Annotated in this window: 17 protein-coding genes; 12 read left to right on the top strand and 5 right to left on the bottom strand. The window is 72.5% G+C overall.

Annotated features, from left to right (window positions below):
- Positions 1–20: 20 nt before the first annotated feature.
- The 6 genes from AB0M08_RS07075 to AB0M08_RS07050 are packed head-to-tail and all read left to right on the top strand — an operon-like array spanning position 21 to position 6,607.
- On the top strand, positions 21–548 hold the full coding sequence (locus tag AB0M08_RS07075) for an LPXTG cell wall anchor domain-containing protein (protein WP_364489786.1): 528 nt from the start codon (positions 21–23) through the stop codon (positions 546–548).
- Between the two features lie 2 nt (positions 549–550).
- Complete coding sequence (locus tag AB0M08_RS07070) at positions 551–1,237, top strand: PIG-L family deacetylase (protein WP_364489783.1); 687 nt, start codon at positions 551–553, stop codon at positions 1,235–1,237.
- Positions 1,234–2,568, top strand: a complete 1,335-nt coding sequence (locus AB0M08_RS07065; protein WP_364489780.1) for a glycosyltransferase — start codon at positions 1,234–1,236, stop codon at positions 2,566–2,568. Before AB0M08_RS07070 ends, AB0M08_RS07065 begins: the two co-directional genes overlap by 4 nt.
- The gene (locus tag AB0M08_RS07060) at positions 2,565–4,709 is read left to right on the top strand and encodes an ATP-grasp domain-containing protein (RefSeq protein WP_364489778.1); all 2,145 of its coding nucleotides are present in this window, start codon (positions 2,565–2,567) and stop codon (positions 4,707–4,709) included. The genes AB0M08_RS07065 and AB0M08_RS07060 overlap by 4 nt, the downstream gene beginning before the upstream one ends.
- Positions 4,706–5,845, top strand: a complete 1,140-nt coding sequence (gene wecB / locus AB0M08_RS07055; RefSeq protein ID WP_364489775.1) for a UDP-N-acetylglucosamine 2-epimerase (non-hydrolyzing) — start codon at positions 4,706–4,708, stop codon at positions 5,843–5,845. The genes AB0M08_RS07060 and wecB overlap by 4 nt, the downstream gene beginning before the upstream one ends.
- 60 nt (positions 5,846–5,905) lie before the next feature.
- Positions 5,906–6,607 (top strand): HAD family hydrolase, encoded by a 702-nt coding sequence (locus tag AB0M08_RS07050; protein WP_364489772.1) that lies wholly within the window; start codon positions 5,906–5,908, stop codon positions 6,605–6,607.
- 58 nt (positions 6,608–6,665) lie between these two features.
- Here AB0M08_RS07050 and AB0M08_RS07045 read toward each other — a convergent pair whose 3' ends face one another.
- Complete coding sequence (locus AB0M08_RS07045) at positions 6,666–7,295, bottom strand: LysE family translocator (protein ID WP_364489769.1); 630 nt, start codon at positions 7,293–7,295, stop codon at positions 6,666–6,668.
- 143 nt (positions 7,296–7,438) lie between these two features.
- Here AB0M08_RS07045 and AB0M08_RS07040 point away from each other — a divergent pair, with 143 nt between their 5' ends.
- A complete protein-coding gene (locus AB0M08_RS07040; RefSeq protein WP_364489766.1) occupies positions 7,439–7,645 on the top strand; it encodes a DNA-binding protein in 207 nt (68 codons plus the stop codon).
- A gap of 80 nt (positions 7,646–7,725) precedes the next feature.
- Here the strand turns inward: AB0M08_RS07040 and AB0M08_RS07035 are convergent, their stop codons facing one another.
- Positions 7,726–8,136, bottom strand: a complete 411-nt coding sequence (locus tag AB0M08_RS07035; protein ID WP_364489763.1) for a response regulator — start codon at positions 8,134–8,136, stop codon at positions 7,726–7,728.
- 104 nt (positions 8,137–8,240) lie between these two features.
- Here AB0M08_RS07035 and AB0M08_RS07030 point away from each other — a divergent pair, with 104 nt between their 5' ends.
- Positions 8,241–9,446 carry a pyridoxal phosphate-dependent aminotransferase gene (locus tag AB0M08_RS07030; RefSeq protein ID WP_364489761.1) on the top strand — a complete coding sequence of 402 codons (1,206 nt, stop codon included), beginning with the start codon at positions 8,241–8,243 and terminating at the stop codon, positions 9,444–9,446.
- A gap of 254 nt (positions 9,447–9,700) precedes the next feature.
- On the opposite strand, the gene AB0M08_RS07025 is transcribed toward AB0M08_RS07030, so the two are convergent.
- Together AB0M08_RS07025 and AB0M08_RS07020 are read right to left on the bottom strand one after the other, a co-directional pair.
- On the bottom strand, positions 9,701–10,336 hold the full coding sequence (locus tag AB0M08_RS07025; RefSeq protein ID WP_364489758.1) for a histone deacetylase: 636 nt from the start codon (positions 10,334–10,336) through the stop codon (positions 9,701–9,703).
- A gap of 9 nt (positions 10,337–10,345) precedes the next feature.
- On the bottom strand, positions 10,346–11,251 hold the full coding sequence (locus AB0M08_RS07020) for a LysR family transcriptional regulator (protein WP_364489755.1): 906 nt from the start codon (positions 11,249–11,251) through the stop codon (positions 10,346–10,348).
- A 105-nt stretch (positions 11,252–11,356) separates the two neighbouring features.
- Here AB0M08_RS07020 and gabT point away from each other — a divergent pair, with 105 nt between their 5' ends.
- The 3 genes from gabT (at position 11,357) to AB0M08_RS07005 (ending at position 14,919) form a co-directional block, all read left to right on the top strand.
- Positions 11,357–12,670 carry a 4-aminobutyrate--2-oxoglutarate transaminase gene (gene gabT / locus AB0M08_RS07015; protein ID WP_364489752.1) on the top strand — a complete coding sequence of 438 codons (1,314 nt, stop codon included), beginning with the start codon at positions 11,357–11,359 and terminating at the stop codon, positions 12,668–12,670.
- Complete coding sequence (locus tag AB0M08_RS07010; protein ID WP_364489749.1) at positions 12,667–14,049, top strand: NAD-dependent succinate-semialdehyde dehydrogenase; 1,383 nt, start codon at positions 12,667–12,669, stop codon at positions 14,047–14,049. Before gabT ends, AB0M08_RS07010 begins: the two co-directional genes overlap by 4 nt.
- A gap of 123 nt (positions 14,050–14,172) precedes the next feature.
- The gene (locus AB0M08_RS07005; protein ID WP_364489746.1) at positions 14,173–14,919 is read left to right on the top strand and encodes a M23 family metallopeptidase; all 747 of its coding nucleotides are present in this window, start codon (positions 14,173–14,175) and stop codon (positions 14,917–14,919) included.
- Positions 14,920–14,925: 6 nt separating this feature from the next.
- On the opposite strand, the gene AB0M08_RS07000 is transcribed toward AB0M08_RS07005, so the two are convergent.
- Positions 14,926–16,278 (bottom strand): glycosyl hydrolase, encoded by a 1,353-nt coding sequence (locus tag AB0M08_RS07000; protein ID WP_364489743.1) that lies wholly within the window; start codon positions 16,276–16,278, stop codon positions 14,926–14,928.
- A gap of 62 nt (positions 16,279–16,340) precedes the next feature.
- On the opposite strand from AB0M08_RS07000, the gene AB0M08_RS06995 reads away from it, so the two are divergent.
- Positions 16,341–17,963 carry an ABC transporter ATP-binding protein gene (locus AB0M08_RS06995; protein WP_364489741.1) on the top strand — a complete coding sequence of 541 codons (1,623 nt, stop codon included), beginning with the start codon at positions 16,341–16,343 and terminating at the stop codon, positions 17,961–17,963.
- Positions 17,964–17,973: the final 10 nt, after the last annotated feature.

The following is a 17,973-nucleotide window of genomic DNA, read 5'->3' as shown; positions in this document are numbered from 1 at the left end:
CCCATCGCGGAGGTTCTCCCATGCCCGTCCTATCGTCACTGCGCCGTCGCGGCACCCTGATGTCGACCGCCGCGGTCTCGATGGTCGCCGCCATCGTCACGCTCACCCCCGGGGTGGCCGAGGCCTCGTCGACGCTGAACGGCTCGCCCACCTGTAACTGCGTGGTCCAGAACAGCAAGAACAACACCTACCGCGCCGTGTACGGATACGTGAACAACTCCAGCTCCACCACGACCATCGCGGCCGGCAGCAACAACAAGCTCTCCCTCAGCGGCGGCACCTCCAGCACCGACGACGACGTGACCACCACGTTCAAGCCGGGTACGCACACGGCCACCTGGGCGACCGGCTGGCTCAGCAAGGGCACCACGGCCACCTGGACCGTCGGCGGCCAGAGCGTCTCCGCCAACTGGAACAAGCAGACCTGCGGCAGCGACGTCAGCCTGCCCGCCTCCGGCAACGGCACCGGCCCGCTGATCGCCCTGGTCGGCGCCGGCCTGATCGCCGGATTCGTGTTCTGGCGCAAGCGGCGCAAGGCGGCGCAGTAGCCATGATGCGCAGCGTGCTGGCGATCGGGGCACATCCCGACGACATCGAGCTCGGCTGCGGCGGCACGCTCGCCGCGCACCGGGCCGCCGGGGACGCGGTGACCATGCTGGTGGTCACCGGTGGCCAGAACGGCCCCGGCCTGGTCGCCGACCGCCGCGCCGAGGCCGAGGCGGCCGCCCGCAGCCTGGACTGCCTGCTGCTCTGGGGCCGGATGCTGGACTGCGCGGTCGCCCCGGACGCCACCACGATCGCGGTGATCGAGGAGGCGATCCGCGAGGTCGAGGCGGACGTGGTCTACGTGCACGCGCCGGACGACTCGCACCAGGACCACCGCGCGGTGGCCGCCGCGACCGTCTCGGCCGCCCGGCACAGCCGCCGCGTCCTGCACTACCGCAGCCCGTCCACCACCCGGTTCGAGCCGTCGCTCTACGTCGACATCTCGGCGCACCTGGACCGCAAGATCGCGGCGCTGTCGTGTCACCGCAGCCAGGTGGAGAGCTCCGCCATGGTCGACCCGGAGGTGGTCGCGGCCACCGCCCGGCACTTCGGCGCGCAGGCCCGGGTCCGGTTCGCCGAGGCGTTCACGCCGTCCCGGTTCGTCTGGGACCTGGCGCCGCCACCCGCGCTGACCACCACCGCGTCCCTGTCGCTGGAGATGCCGACCTACGAGACGAAGAGGATGACATGAACCGAGGAGGACGCCACCGGCCTGGCGCGAACCGGGAGAGCTATCGGCTCGCCCTGCTCGTCCACGCGGTCGTCCTCGTCGGGGCGATCCTGCTCTTCGGCGTCGACCGGACGCTGGGCTGGATGGCCACCGCCCTCAACGTGATCTTCCTGGTCTTCTTCTTCCGGCACCTCGCGTTCGCGGTCTCCGCCGCCCGCTGGGCCGAGGGCGACCTGAACGCGCCGCTGATCGGCACCGACGACTTCACCCCGACGGTGGCCGTGCTGGTCGCCTGCAAGGACGAGGAGCTGGTGGTCGACGGCATGGTGTCGGCGCTGCTCTCGCTCGACTACCCGCGCGAGCGGCTGACCGTGGTCGTGGTCAACGACGCCTCGACCGACGGCACCGGCGCGCGCCTGGACGAGCGGGCGCTCGCCGACCCCCGGCTGCGGGTGCTGCACCGGCGGCCCGGCGCCGGCGGCGGCAAGTCCGGTGCGCTCAACGACGCGCTCGCGCTGGTCGACGCGGAGATCGCGGTGATCTTCGACGCCGACCACCAGCCCGAGCCGGACGTGCTGCGCCGGCTGGTCCGGCACTTCCGCGACCGGAAGGTGGGCGCGGTGATGGGCCGGTGCGTGGTCCGCAACGGCGTCGAGTCGTCGCTCGCGACCACCATCTTCATCGACTACCTCTCCGGCTACCTGGTCAACGAGTACGGCCGGCAGGCCCTGTTCGAGCTGCCCGCGTACGGCGGGGCGAACTGTGCCGTACGGACCTCGCTGATCCGTGCGCTCGGCGGCTGGAACCCGCACACGGTCACCGAGGACACCGACCTCACCCTGCGCCTGCTGCTGGAGGGGCACCGGGTGCGGTACGACCCGTCCGCCGTGGACTTCGAGGAGGCGGTGCTCTCGTCCCAGCGCTTCTGGAAGCAGCGGTACCGGTGGGCCCGCGGCCATCAGAAGTGCCTGCGTGACTACTGGCGGCCGATTCTGCGTACGCCGCACCTGAGCCCGATGGAGAAGCTGGAGACGATCCTCTTCCTCTGGGTCTACCACGTACCCGTGCTCTGCGGTCTGGGCCTGATCCTGATCGCGCTGCACGCCTTCGGCATCGGCGACGCGTCGATCATCCAGATGGTGTCGCTCTCCGCGCTGCTCTTCGCGGGCCCGTTCTGCGAACTCGCGGTCGGCCTGGTGCTGGGCCGGGTGGAGCGGCGCGCGGTGTGGATGCTGGTCGGCTTCATCCCGGCGTTCGGCATGTCGATCCTCACCGCCACCAAGTCCTACTTCGAGGGCATGTGGGGTACGACCTACAGCTGGGTGAAGACGGCCCGTTCGGGGGCGACGTGAGTTCGCGCATCTCCCGCCGCCTCGACGACCTCCTCCTGTCGCGGAACAGCCGTACGAATGCCACGTCTCGCCGCCGCGGGCTGGTGATGGCCGAGATGCTCGCCGCCGTCCTCGGCTGCGTCGTCGGTTACCTCCTGCTCGTCGAACGGGCCCGGTACTTCGAGGTCTCGCTCGCCTCGCACATCATCGACCTGCTCCACGTGGACCGGATCTCCGGCGTCCTCGGCGACTCCTTCGTGGTCTTCGGGCCCGGCATGGAACCCGTCATCGCCACGGTGACCGGCTCCTGCACGATCCTCAGCAGCGTCCTGGCCCTGGCCGCGCTCGCCCTGGTGGCGCTCCGGCAACGGCCGCAGGCGCTGCTCGGCTTCGTGGTGGCCGCCGTCTTCGTGCTCGCCGCCAACCAGGTGCGCCTGGTGCTCTCGCTCCTGGCCGGCCGCTACCTCGCGGTGGACGCGCTGATCTTCTTCCACGACTGGATCGGCGCGGTCATCAACTTCGCGTACACCCTCTTCGGATTGCTCATCATGATCGGACTGACCATGTACGACGCACAGCGCGCCGAGCAGGACCGCTCGGGCCGGCACACCGCGGACCGTCCCGCCGCGTGGGCGAAGCCGGGCCTGGGACACCGCGCACCTCTCTCGCCGGACACCACCGCTTCGGACGCCACCACACCGGGCACCACCACACCGGACGCCAAGCCGTCGCAGATCCAGGTGACCTCGTTCATGTACCGGCGGGTGCTGCCGAAGGCGCTCGCCCGGAGGCTCGCCAAGCGCCGGGAACAACGGCGCGTCGACTACCGGGTGGGCCACGAGAACGCCGCCCGGCGCGCCGCGATCGTCCGTGAGCTGGCCGGCAAGGGTCTCTCCGTGCACACGGCGACGCTGCTGGCCGTGGCGTCGTACGAGACGGACCCGCAGGTGCTGGACGCCCTCGCCGAGGCGGTCGCCGAACGGCAGTGGGAGCCGCTCGGCTCGGCCGAGGTGACCGCGCTGCGCCTCTGGGCCCGCGCCTGGCTGATGCGCGCCCCGGCGGGCGACACCGGTTCAGCGGGCGACGCCGGTTCCCCGGTGGGCGCCGCCGGTTCCCCGGTGGGCGCCGCCGGCTCGGTGGGTACCGCTGCTTCCCCGATGGGTGCCGTCACGCCGACCGGGCGACTCATCGCGGTCACCGGCGCCGGCGGACCCGCCGGGGTCGCGGTGATCCGCGCACTCCAGGCGGCCGGTGAGCAGGTGCTCGCGCTCGACGCCAACCCGGACGGGGCCGGCCTGCGGCTCGCCGCGAGGAGTGCCGTGCTGCCCCGGGCCGACCGGCCGGGATACGCCGAGGCGCTGCGCGCGATCCTCGCCGAGCACCGGCCGGACGCGCTGGTCTGCACGGTCGCCGAGGAGTACGGCGCGCTCCGGGCCGCGGGCACCGCGACGCCGGTCTGGCTTCCCGAGCACCCGGAGATCTGCCTGGACAAGATCACGTTCGCGACCACGCTGCACGCGGCGGGCGTACCGCACCCGGCGACGGCGTGGACACTCGAGACCGCGTACCGGATCCCCGGCCCGTGGGTGGTCAAGCCGGCCCACGGGCGGGGCAGCCGGGACGTGGTCCTGGTCGACGACCCGGCGGACCTGGCGCACGCGTTCGCGACCGTGCCCGAGCCGATCGCGCAGACACGGCTCGGCGGGCGCGAGTTCACCGCCGACGCGCTCGTCGACCGGGACGGGACCATGGTCGCCTGCGTGCCGCGGTGGCGCGAGGAGACCCGGGGCGGCATCTCGGTCCAGGGCACCACGTTCGCGTCGCTCGCGGTCACCGAGGTGGTGGCGGCGACCCTGCGCGCGGTACGGCACACCGGGCCGGCCAACGTGCAGGGCTTCGTGGACGAGCACGGCGAGGTGACGGTGGTGGAGGTGAACCCGCGCTTCTCCGGGGGACTCCCGCTCACGCTCGCCGCGGGTGCGAACGTCGTGAACGCGTACGTGAAGGGGATCCTGAACCCCGGCGAAGCGCTCCCGGCCATGGGCTTCCGCGCCGGCCTGCGGATGACCCGTCACTTCGACGAGATCTTTTATGAGGTTCCCGACATCTCGGAAATTCCTGCTGGCGTCACGGCTGCACCTGAGCTGGAGCTCGCCCGATGAAGCGGATCATGGTGCCGTTCGGCACGCGACCGGAAGTGATCAAGCTGGCGCCGGTGGTGCACGCGCTGCGCGCCGCAGGGCACCACGTCGTCACCGTCGACACCGGGCAGCACCAGGACGCCGCCATGAGCGGGGACGTGCAGCGCGACCTCGGCCTCACCCCCGACGTCCGGCTCACCCCGCCCGGCAGCCGTAGTCGCCTCGCCGACCTGGTCGCCGGTGCCGCCGAGGCCCTCGCCGAGCACCCGGCCGACGTCGTGCTGGCGCTCGGCGACACGCACACCGTGCCGGCGTACGCGCTGGCCGCCCGGGGTGCCGGCGTACCCTTCGCGCACCTGGAAGCGGGCCTGCGCAGCTTCAACCCGCGCAGCCTCGAGGAGGTGAACCGCCGTGTCGCCGCCGCCACCGCGCAGATCCACTTCGCCCCGACGAACCGCGCCGCGGCGTTCCTGATCAGCGAGGGCGTGGCCGCCGAGCGGATCTTCGTGGTCGGCAACCCGGTGATCGACGCGCTGCGCGAACGGGGCGTCCGCCCGGTCCCGCCCGCCGGCCGCACCGGCGTGCTGGTCACCGCGCACCGGGCGTCCAACGTCGACGACCCCGCGCGCCTCACCGAGCTGGTCGAGGTGATCGGACGGCTGACCGGAATCGGTCCGGTGCGCTTCCCGATCCACCCGAGAACCCGGGCCAGGCTGGAGCAGCACGGCCTGATCGACCGCCTCACCGCCCTGCCGGGCGTCACCTGCGAGAGCCCACTGGGGTACGACGAACTCCTCGGCGCCCTGGCCCGCAGCAGGGTGGTGGTGACCGATTCCGGCGGTCTGCAGGAGGAGGCGGCCCACCTGGGCGTGCCGGTCGTGGTGCTGCGGCGCTCCACCCCGCGCTGGGAGGGCGTCGAGGCCGGCACCGCGGTCCTGACCGGCATCAGCGACGAGGCGGTGGCCGCCGCCGGACGGCTGAGCGCACCGGACGAGCTGGCCCGGATCGCGGCGCTGCCGTGCCCCTACGGCGACGGCTACACCGGGGCACGGATCGCGGCGCTGCTCGCCGACCCGTCCACCGAGGAGTTGCTGGCCCTGGACGAGCCGGACTACACCGACGGCAGCCTGCCGTGGACCCTGGAGAGCGTCGCGTGATCACGCCACGGATGCCGGGGAGCGCCGCATGATCACCCTGCGGACCCTGGGGAGCGCCGCATGATCACCCTGGAGCGACCGCCGGCCGCCGTCGTCCTCGACCTGGACGACACGCTGTACCCGCAGGCCGCCTACCTGTACGGGGCGTCCCGCGCGGTGGGCCGCGCCGGTGCCGCCGCCGGCCTCGACCCGATCCGGCTCAGCCGGGCCGTCCGCCGTCAGCTGGTCGCCGGCTCGGACCGCGGCGGGACGATCGACCGGGCGCTGGAGGTGTACGGCGTACCCGCCGTCCGGGCGCGCGAGCTTCTGCCCACGCTGGTGGCGGCGTTCACCGGCTACCAGCCGCGGCGGCTCCCCCGCTACCCCGGGGTGTCGAGGGCGCTGGCCGCGCTGCGGGCCCGGTACCCGCTCGCGTGCCTGACCGACGGCAACCCGGCGATCCAGCGGGCGAAGCTGGCCGCGACCGGTCTGAGCGAGGCGTTCAGCACGGTCGTGATCACGGACGAGCTGGGGGGACGGGAAACACGCAAGCCGCACCCGGGCGGGTTGCTGCGGGCGGCGAGCGAGCTCGGCGTGGCCGCGGGGGACGTGGTGGTGATCGGCGACCGCCCGGGCAAGGACGTGGCGGTCGCCGCGGGGGTGGGTGCGCAGTCGATCCGGGTGCGGACCGGGGAGTACGCGGAGGCTCCGGACGAGCCCGCGGCCACGGCGGTGGTGCCGGACCTGGAGAGCGCGGTGGCCCTGCTGCTGACCTTCCGGTAGCCGCCGCGTTCCGGCCGTCCGCCGCGTTCCGGTAGCCGCCGCCTCCCCGGGCGCCCGGCTATCGCGCGTCGGCGAGCGCGGTCGAGACCCCCAGCCCGATCATGCAGAACGCCCCGATCCGCCCCAGCGTCCGCATCCGCTCCCGGGAGTGCGCCAGCCAGGACCGGGCGCGCGCCGCCGCCACCGCCCAGGTGCTGTCGAGGACGAGGCCGATCAGGACCGGGACCACGGCGAGCACCAGCATCTGGAGCGGGATCGCGCCGCCGGATCGATCGAGGAACTGGGGCAGGATCGCGGCGAAGACGATGTAGGTCTTCGGGTTGGTGAAGCCGACGACGGCGCCCGACCGGATGGAGCTCCGTGGCCGTACGGGAGAAGGGGTGTTGATCTCCGCCCAGGTGCCGGCGTGCCGCAGCGCCTGCACGCCCAGCCAGAGCAGATAGAGCGCACCGACCCACTTGATCATCTGAAGCAGGAGGGCGGAGCGCTCCAGCAGCGGCCCCAGCCCGACGGCGACGCAGACGGCCGCGCAGTAGGAACCCACCGCGTTGCCGACGACCCCGGCCAGCGCGGCGGCGCGACCATACGTCAGCGCGCGACCGATGATGAACAGCACGCCGGGGCCGGGCACCGCGATCAGCACGACACAGGCGAGCGCGAGCCCGCCGACCTGCCCCGAGGACACCATCCGCACACGGTACCCGGCCGGGAGCATCGACGCCCATCGCGCCGTGACTAGCATGACCGGCGTCATCCCCACAGCGGCTGAATCACAGATATCCCCTGTTCAGAACGGGATTATATCCTGTCCCCTGACTATAGTCATGCGCCATGGGCGTATTGATGGGAGTTCAGGAGATCGCGCGCCGGCTCGCGGTCACCCGGCAACGTGTTCAGCAACTCACCGAACGAGCGGACTGGCCCGACCCGGTGGACGAGCTGGCCATGGGACGGGTCTGGCTGGCCTCGGACATCGAGGCGTGGATCGCCGAGCGAGACGCCCGCCACCGGCGGATGTTCCGGAAGCACCGGGACTAGCCAGCGCTTCGGAGTCCGGCCGGGTGCCAGCCACGCTCTGGACCGCGCCGCAGCCCCGGTCGGACTCCGAAACACGGGCTCTAGGACGAGAGGTACGTACGCATCAGCGCTACCAACTCGGGGAGCTGGACCGGCTTGTCGACGTACTCGGCGGCCCCGGACGCGAACGCCCGGCCGATCTGCTCCTTGGTGGCCTGACCGCTCATCATCACCACCGGTATGCGGGCGGCCTCGGCCTCCTCGCGGATCCGGGAGCAGACACTCACCCCGTCCAGGCCTGGCATGACGAAGTCGAGCAGCACCAGGTCAGGGCGGGACTCCCGGAAGACGTCGAGCGCGGTCGGGCCGTCGGCGGCGGTGATCACCCGGTATCCGGTACGGCCCAGGATGAAGGCGATCAGGTCGCGGACGCCCGGATCGTCGTCGACGACCAGGACCGTGTGATTGGCCGTATCGGTGGCGACGGGTTTGGTTCGAGTCTTGAAAGCCATACCCTGGCAATCGGCCGCGCGGCCCGGACCACCAGCACAACACAGTTGCGCACGCGGAGCGACTGACCGCGCGGCACCGACGGCACAGAACGGAGACCAGCAGCGTGAAGCAGGCAGCCCGGTTGAAGAGCGTCCGGTACGACATCCGGGGTCCGGTTCTGCGCCGGGCACAGGAGCTGGAGGCCGCCGGGAGCAAGATCATCAAGCTGAACATCGGCAACCCGGCGCCGTGGGGGCTGACCACGCCGGAGCCGATCGTCGCCGACGTGGTGCACAACATCGGGGTCGCGCAGGGGTACAGCGACGCCCGCGGCATCTACTCGGCCCGGGTGGCGGTGGCGCAGTACTACCAGAACCAGGGCGTCACCAGCGTCCAGCCGGACGACGTGATGCTCGGCAACGGCGTCTCCGAGCTGATCGTCCTCGGTCTGCAGGCGCTGCTCGACACCGGCGACGAGGTGCTGGTGCCGAGCCCGGACTACCCGCTCTGGACCGGCGCGGTGACGCTCTCCGGCGGGCGCGCGGTGCACTACCGCTGCGACGAGAGCGCCGGCTGGATGCCCGATCTGGAACACCTCGCGTCCCGGGTCACCGAGCACACCCGGGCCATGGTGATCATCAACCCGAACAACCCGACCGGCGCCGTCTACAGCCGGGAGACGCTGCTCGGCATGCTGGAGATCGCGCGCCGGCACGATCTGCTGGTCTTCGCCGACGAGATCTACGACAAGATCACGTACGACGGAGCCCGGCACCACACCCTGGCGGCGCTCGCGCCGGACGTGCCGATCGTCAGCATGGGCGGCCTGTCGAAGACGTACCGGGCGGCCGGGTTCCGCTCCGGCTGGCTCGCGGTCAGCGGCTTCGGCGGCCGCGGCGGCGAGTACCTGGACGGCCTGCAGCTGCTGGCGAACATGCGGCTCTGCCCGAACGTCCCGGCGCAGCACGCGGTGCAGACGGCACTCGGCGGATACCAGAGCATCGAGGCGCTGATCCGGCCGGGCGGGCGGCTCTACGACCAGCGCGAGCAGGCCTGGCAGGGCCTGACCGCGATCCCCGGCGTGGACTGCGTGAAGCCCGCCGGAGCGCTGTACCTTTTCGCCCGCCTCGACCCGGCGGTCCACAAGATCCGGGACGACGAGCGCCTGGTGATCGACCTGCTGGAGCAGCAGCACCTGCTGGTCTCGCACGGCACCGGCTTCAACATCGACGAGCCCAACTACCTGCGCCTGGTCTTCCTGGCCCCGACCGAGGTACTCACCGAGGCCGTCACCCGCCTCGGCACCTTCCTCACCGACTACCACCAGTAAAGCCCCATTCCCGGTACGCCCGAGCCACCCACGCCCACGCCCGCAACTGCACCCGGCCACCCGCACCGCCATCGCCCGGCCGGCGACGCTCAGCGAGATCGCCCGAACACCGTCGGCCGCGAACCGCCGGCTCCGTCGGCCGGGTTTCGTCATGGCCGCCGACCGGGCACCGCCTGCCAGGGGGCGGGCTGGCGTGCAGGGGTGTCTCGGGCGGGACTGACCAGCGGGATCACGCGTGCCCTCGTGGACGTCAGTCAGGAGGGCAGGACCTCGGTGACGAGACTGTGCAGGTCGGCGCGGGACCATGCGCCGTGGACGCCCGGGCGGGCGGCCAGGTAGGTGACGATCTCGCCGGGGGTCCAGCCGTGGGCCTCGTGCAGGCCGCCGGCGAGCATCGAGAGGTACGCCGCCGCCGGGGCGTTGGGCTCGACGTCCCGAGCCGTCCACGGTGCCGTGAACGTCAGGACCGGGTGCCCCGCACGCTCCCCCGCGCAGACCAGCGTCTCGTAGCGCCCCGGCCCCAGCCGCACCCGCCCGTGCCGGACCACGTCGTCGAGCACCTCCAGGTCGACCCCCGGGTCCTGGTACATCTCCTGGGCGGCCAGGTCGGAGAACTGCCCGGCGGTCAGCAGGTACGCCCGCGCCGCCACCGTCCCGGGCAGCTCCGGGTCGTACATGGCCAGCCCGCCGGTCCACTGTCCGGACTCCAGCCCGAAGTAGATCCCGCCGGGCAGCGTCACCGCCGCGGTGTCCAGGGGCTCCGCCGCGTCCCGGCACCCCGGCAGGACCCGGCGGCCACCGGGCGGGCGCCCTCCCGCGAGGTAGTACCGGAGTCGCGCGGCGTACATGTTCGACCCGTAAGCGGCGTACCAGACCAGCTCGATCCCCACCGGGGAATCCTACGAGCGGGTGTCGCCGGAGGGCGTACCCAGAAAGGCGTAGCGGTCCCGGACGAAGGCGCCGAGGCGGTCGGCGAAGTCGGCCAGCGTCGCGGCGGCCGCGTGCCGGGAGTCCCAGGCGGCCACCAGCCGGATGCTCAGGCGCCGGCCACCCAGGTCGATGCCGAGCGGCACCAGCCCGAACCGCGGGTCGTCCGAGGCCACCGCGATCCCCCGGCCGGCCGCGGCCAGGGCCTGGGCCACCGTCCCGTTCGCCGCCTCGGTCAGCGACCGGTACGTCGCCCCGGCCTCGACCACGGCCGCGTCGAGCGACTGCCGGGAGGTGAAGGTCGGCGGCATCCCGATCAGCGGCGCCCGCACCAGCTCGGCGAGCGGTACCACCGGCAGGGCGGCCCACGGGTGCCCGGGTGGGACGTACGCCCAGACCGGCAGCACCGCGAGCGGCTGTGACCGATAGGGATCCTGCGGCTGGACGGTCCCGATGGCCAGGTCGGCGCCGAGCCGGAGCGCTTCGGCCGGGGTGCTGCCGTCGGCGCCGAGCACGTCGACGTCCGGATCGTCCGGTTCCAGGGTGGCGATGAAGGGCGCGACCACGTCGGTGAGGGTGACCGTCGGCGCGCCGATCGTCAGCCGTTCCAGGCGGCCGTGTGCGAAGAACCCGGCCGCCACTCGCAGCGCGTCGGCCCGGCCCAGCACGTCTCGGGCGAGCGGGAGCAGCGCCTGACCGGTCGCGGTCACCTCGAGGCGCCGCCCGGAGCGGTCGAAGAGGGCGACGCCGAGTTCGCGCTCCAGCTTGCCGAGCTGGCGGGAGAGCACCGGCTGGGTCAGGTGCAGGCGGGCTGCGGCCGCGCTGACCGTGCCGGCCTCGGCGATCGCCACGAAGTAGCGCAGGTGGCGCAGCTCCATGCTCAGCGAGCCTCCAGGGTCAGTGATCCTCCATGCCCAAAGAGCATAGCCATGCTGCCTGAAAGGAACTGGACGAGCATAGGTCGCGGTTCCCAGACTGGCCGGGTGAGCCCAACTCAGCAGCGCAGACTCGTCACCGAGCTCCCCGGCCCCCGATCCGTGGAGCTCATGGAACGCAAGCAGGCCGCGGTGGCCGGCGGTGTCGGCACCACGATGCCGGTCTTCGCCGCGAGCGCCGGCGGCGGGATCGTCGTCGACGTCGACGGCAACCACCTGATCGACCTCGGGTCCGGCATCGCGGTGACCACGGTCGGCGCCAGCGCGCCCCGGGTGGTCGCGGCGGTGACCGAGCAGGTCCAGGCGTTCACCCACACCTGCTTCATGGTCACCCCGTACGACGGCTACGTGGCGGTCTGCGAGGCGCTGAACCGGCTCACCCCGGGAGACCACGAGAAGCGCAGCGCGCTCTTCAACTCCGGTGCCGAGGCGGTGGAGAACGCGGTGAAGATCGCCCGCGCGTACACCGGGAAGGACGCGGTGGCCGTCTTCGATCACGCGTACCACGGCCGGACCAACCTGACCATGGCGATGACCGCGAAGAGCATGCCGTACAAGCACGGCTTCGGTCCGTTCGCTCCGGAGGTCTACCGGGCGCCGGGGTCATACCCGTTCAAGGACGGAAAGACCGGGGCCGAGGCGGCAGCCGTAGCGATCGACCTGCTCGAGAAGCAGGTCGGCGCGGAGAACCTGGCGGCCGTGGTGATCGAGCCGATCCAGGGTGAGGGCGGCTTCATCGAGCCCGCCGACGGCTTCCTCCCCGCGCTCGCGGCGTGGTGCCGGGCGAGCGGCGTGGTCTTCGTCGCCGACGAGGTGCAGACCGGTTTCGCCCGTACCGGCGACATGTTCGCCTGCGACCGCGAGGGCGTGGTCCCGGACCTGATCGTGACGGCCAAGGGCATCGCGGGCGGGCTGCCGCTCTCCGCGGTCACCGGCCGCGCCGAGATCATGGCGGCGCCGCACGCGGGTGGCCTGGGCGGCACCTACGGCGGCAACCCGATCGCGTGTGCCGCCGCGCTCGCCGCGATCGCGACCATCGAGGAGGACGGCCTGGTCGAGCGGGCCCGCACCGTCCAGCAGCTGATCTTCGACAAGATCCGGAAGATCGGCGACGACCGGATCGGCGACCTGCGCGGCCGGGGCGGCATGGTCGCGATCGAGCTGGTCAGGCCGGGCACCACCGAGGCCGACCCGCGCCTGGCCCGGGACGTCGCCCGCTACTGCCACCAGCGCGGCGTCATCGTGCTGAGCTGCGGCACCTACGGCAACGTGCTGCGCTTCCTGCCCCCACTGACGATCACCGACGACCTGCTCGACGAGGCCTTCGACGTGCTGGCCGAGGCATTCCAGGAGACCGAGTGAACATCTTCCAGGTCATCGACCCGGCCACCCTCGAGCCGATCGCGGAGGTCGCGGACGGCGACGCCGACGACGCCCGGCGCGCGGTGGATGCCGCGGCCTCCGCTTTCGGCGCTTTTTCGCGTACGGCTCCCCGCACCCGGTCCGAGATCCTGCACCGGGCGTACGAGCTCATGATCCGGGACCGCACCGAGCTGGCGAAACTGATCACCCGCGAGAACGGCAAGTCGTTCGCGGACGCCGCCGGTGAGGTCACCTACGCGGCCGAGTTCTTCCGCTGGTTCGCCGAGGAGGCGGTCCGCCCCGGCGGCGAGTACGGCGAGTCCCCGGCCGGCGGCACCCGCACGCTGGTCACGCACCGCCCGGTCGGCGTCGCCGCGCTGGTCACGCCCTGGAACTTCCCGGCCGCCATGGTGACCCGGAAGATCGGCCCGGCGATCGCGGCCGGATGCACCGTGGTGCTGAAGCCCGCCGCCGAGACCCCGCTGACCGCGCTCGCCATCGCCCGGCTGCTCACCGAGGCGGGCCTGCCCGACGGCGTGGTCACCGTGGTCACCACGACCAGCGCGTCCACCGTGGTCGGCGCCTGGCTCAACGACGAACGGGTCCGCAAGATCTCGTTCACCGGCAGCACCACCGTGGGCCGGGTGCTGCTCCGGCACGCCGCCGACCGGGTGGTCAACTCGTCGATGGAGCTGGGCGGCAACGCGCCGTTCGTCGTCACCGAGGACGCCGACCTGGACGCCGCGGTGGCCGGCGCGATGATCGCCAAGTTCCGCAACGGCGGCCAGGCGTGCACCGCCGCGAACCGGTTCCTGGTGCACGCGGACGTGGTGCACGCGTTCGTCGCCCGGTTCGGCGCCGAGGTGGAGAAGCTCGCCGTGGGCCCGGCCGCCGACGGTGCGGCGATCGGCCCGCTGATCAGCGCCGCCGCGGCCCAGCGCGTCGCCCGTACGGTGGAGGAAGCGATCGAGAACGGCGCGCGGGTGACCCACCGGGCCACGGTGCCGGAGGCGCCCGGCCACTTCTACCCGCCGACCGTGCTGATCGACGTCGCGCCGGACGCCCCGATCGTCCGCGAGGAGATCTTCGGCCCGGTCGCCCCGGTCGTCACCTGGCGCGACGAGGACGAGCTGCTCGGGCTGGTCAACGACACGGAGTACGGCCTCGCGGCCTACGTCTTCGCCGGTGACCTGGGCCGCGCGCTGCGGATCAGCGAGCGGATCGAGGCCGGCATGATCGGCGTCAACCGCGGTCTGGTCTCCGACCCGTCGGCCCCGTTCGGCGGCGTCAAGCAGAGCGGCCTGGGCCGCGAGGGTGCCCGCGAGGGGTTGCGCGAGTTCCAGGAGACGCAGTATTTCAGCGTCGACTGGCCGTCCTGACGGCCGCTGTTCCGATCAGCGGGCCACCGCCGATCAGGTCGCCGTCTATGGAGCCGTTGCCCGGAAGGCGTAGGGTGTTCGGTCGGTGCCGCGCCCGCGGCCGCCGGAAGGGGGACGGCAACGGTGCGCAGGTTCGGAGCCTGGTTCGTGGCGGGCTTGTCGATGATCAGCCTGGCCGGGTGCGGCGGCGGGTCCGGCGACCCGGTCTTCTTCGAGGCGTCCGCGCCGCCGGTGGTCGCCGACACCGCGTCGGCCGCCGCCTCACCCGCCCTGCCGTCCTCGCCCTCGCCCTCGCTGGAGGCGACCGCGTCGCCCTCCGCGTCGGCGTCGGCGTCCGCTGCGGCGACCACGAAGCTGGACTTCTACTTCCCGGTGGTCGGGAACAACTCGTACGCGCACACCCACCACGACTACCCGGCCAGCGACATCATCACGAACTGCGGGAACAAGGTGCGCGCCGTGGTCAGCGGCACCGTCCTGGCGGTCTCGAAGAAGGACACCTGGAAGGCGTCGGTGAACGACGGGGCCACCCGCGGCGGCCTCTCCATCTCCATCCTCGGTGACGACGGCGCCCGCTACTACGGCTCGCACCTCTCGTTCATCGCCGCCAAGATCAAGGTGGGCGCCCGGGTCACCGGCGGCGAGACCATCGCGAAGGTCGGCGACACCGGCGACGCGAGCGCCTGCCACCTGCACTTCGGCATCTCCCCGCCGTGCGCGGAGACCGGCGACTGGTGGAACCAGCGGGGCACCATCTGGCCGTGGCGGTACCTGGACGCCTGGAAGGCCGGCAAGGACAAGTCGGCGGCGGCCGCGACGAAGGCCTGGCAGGAGAAGAACGGCTGCCCCAAGGCGCCGACCACCGAATAGCCCCGGTCAGCCGAACACGCTCATGTCCCAGAGCGAGTAGCCGTACACGGTGGCGCGGGACCAGGCGTACATCTTCACGTACCGGGCGCCGACCGGGGTCGTGAACGCGATGGCGTCGGTCCCGCCGTCACCGGCGTCGTTCTGGTAGACGGTGGTCCAGGTGGTCTGATCGGTCGAGGTCTGGATCTGATACTTCTTCGCGTACGCCACCTCCCAGGCCAGTTGCACCGAGCGCACGCTCCGCACCGCCCCGAGATCGACATAGATCCAACCATCACTCGTGTACGCACTGGACCAGCGTGTCGTCATGCTCGCGTCGGTCGCGGAGGTGGCCGGCCGGGTGGTGCTGTCCACCGACGAGGCGTACGTGGGCCGCCCCTTCGACAGGTTCACCGGCACCGCCACCTCGTCCCGGTTGACGGTCCGGCCGTCGGCGTAGGTGGCCCGGATCGCGTCGTCGGTGTTGTAGGCGGCGTCGACCAGGTACTCCGCCCACGGCAGCCAGTACGTCCAGAGCGGCTGCCCGGCCAGGTCCGCGGGCGCCGGCACGCTCGCCACCTCGCCGAGCGCGATCGGCTTCCCGCCCGCGATCGCCCGGATCGCGTCGTAGTACTCCTGCGTCGGGAAGCGGTTCCGGTACACGTCGAGGGTGACCACGTCCACGTAGTCCGCGCCAGGGTAGTACTTCGCCAGCGCCGTCGAGGCCGCCCAGTCGTCCACGTTCCAGACCCAGACCAGGTTGGTCAGCCCCTGCGCCAGCAGGTAGTCGTGGGTGATCCGGTAGAGCGCGGGACTGCCGGTGTGCCCGCTCCACCAGAACGCCGTCTCGTTCAGCTCGTGCAGCGGCCGGAACAGCACCTCGACGCCCGCGTCGCGCAGCTGGGCGAGGTACGGCACGATCGCGTCCAGCCGCGCCTTCCACGCCGTGTTCAGCGCCGACCCGTCGGTCAGGATCTCGGTCCACTGCGCGTCGGTGAGGTCCCCGCGCACGTCGTCGTAGTAGTCGCAGGGCTCCGCCACGGTCGGCGGGCAGACGTGCCAGGAGAGGGTGACCAGCGATCCGGCACTCCACTGGCTGATCGCCTCGTCGACCATGGTCTGCCGGGCGGCCACCTCGCTCGCCTCGAACTCGAAGTCCTGCCCCCAGACCGCCGGCCACGCCCCGGTGATGTCGTACGCCCGCTGCGACCACATCGACGGTGTCGCGAGCGGCTGACGGTTGTACTGCCCGGAGAGTGTCGCCGTCCCGGAGATCCGGCCGAGGTACTCCAGCACGCCGCTGTTCGCCGCGAGCGCCGGCCGAGGGACCGCCAGACCCGCCATGACCAGCGCGAGAACCGTCACTATCCGGCGCACCATCAAGGAACTCCCCGTTGTCGATGGATAAAGTAAGGCCACCCTAAATCACCGAACGGCGGGGCATGTCGACACACGTACTGCGAAGAGCTCTGCGGCGGCAGCGCGCCCGGATCGGCGGCGGCGTCGCGCTGCTCTGCCTGCACCAGACCTCCGAGGCGCTGGTCCCGGTCGCGATCGGCGTGATCATCGACCGGGCGGTGGCACCCTCGGACACCACCGCGCTGCTGTTCTCACTGGCCGGGCTCGCCGCGCTCTTCACCGTGCTGGCGCTCGCCTACCGCTTCGGCTCCCGGCAGGTCTTCGCCGCGATCGAGCACGAGGCGTACGCGATCCGGGTGGAGATCGCCGAACGCGCGCTCGACCCGCGCGGGCACCGGTCCGGGCTGCGCGACGGCGAGGTGCTCACCATCGCGGCGTCCGACACCGATCTCGCCGCGCAGATGCTGCACGGCGCGGGCATGGCGTTCGCGGCCACCACCGCCCTGGTCGTCGCCGCGGTCGCGCTGATCGCCGTCGACCTGCCGCTCGGTCTCGGTGTGCTGGTGGCCGTACCCCTGGTGCTCCTGGCGATGCAGCGCCTCGCGCCGCTGCTGACCCGCCGGAGCGAGACGCAGCAGGCGGCCCTCGCGACGACCAACGCCCTCGCCTCCGACCTGGTCACCGGCCTGCGTGTGCTCCGCGGCCTCAACGCGCAGCACCACGCGGCCCGCCGCTACGCCACCGCGAGCCGGGACGCGCTCACCGACACGCTGCGCGCCGCCACCGCGAAGGGCCTGCACCTGGGCCTGGTCACCGCGGTCAACGGGCTGCTGCTCGCCGCGATCACCGGGGTGGCCGGCTGGCTCGCGCTGCGCGGCCGGCTCACCGTCGGCGAGCTGGTCTCGGTGGTCGGTCTCGCCCAGTTCATCGCCGAGCCGGTGCAGACCCTCGGCCACTGCCTGCAGATCCTCGCCACCGCACGCGCCTCGGCCGGCCGGGTGGCCCGTGTCGTCGACGCCGCGCCGGCCTGGGAGGTGGGCACGCTCACCGCACCGCCGCCGGCCTCCGTCCGCCTCACGATCTCCGGGCTCACGTACGGTCCCCTCCGCCGCGTCGACCTGTCCCTGGGCGCGGGCGAGGTGCTCGCCGTGCTCGCCCACGACCCGCGGGACGCCGAGGCCCTGGTCACCCTGCTCGCCGGGGCGGTCGCCCGGGACGACTACCAGGGCACCATCCTGATCGACGGCGCGCTGCACGCCGAGCCGCACCACGTCACGCTCTTCGAGGGCACCCTGCGCGCCAACCTCGGCGGCGACGACCGGCATCTCCGCTCCGCCGCCGCCGAGGACATCCGGGACGGCCATCCGGACGGCCTCGACCAGGTGCTGATCGAACGCGGCGCCAACCTCTCCGGCGGGCAGCGGCAGCGGGTCGCGCTGGCCCGGGCGTTCGCCGCCGAGCCCGCGGTGCTGGTCCTGCACGACCCCACCACCTCGGTCGACGCGGTCACCGAGTCGCTGATCGCCGAACGCCTCCCGTCGGCGCGCCCCGCCCCCCGGGCGACGCTGATCGTCACCAGCAGTCCCGCCCTGCTGGGCGCCGCCGACCGGGTCGTCGTGCTGGACGACGGCCGGATCGTCGCCGAGGACACCCACGAACGGCTGCTCGCCGCCGACCCGCGCTACCGGGAGACCGTGCTCCGATGACGCCCCCGAT

The sequence above is a fragment of the Actinoplanes sp. NPDC051851 genome (assembly GCF_040681165.1).
Taxonomy (GTDB): domain Bacteria; phylum Actinomycetota; class Actinomycetes; order Mycobacteriales; family Micromonosporaceae; genus Actinoplanes.
Note: the sequence above shows the minus strand (reverse complement) of the source record. Positions and strands in the feature narration are given on the sequence as shown.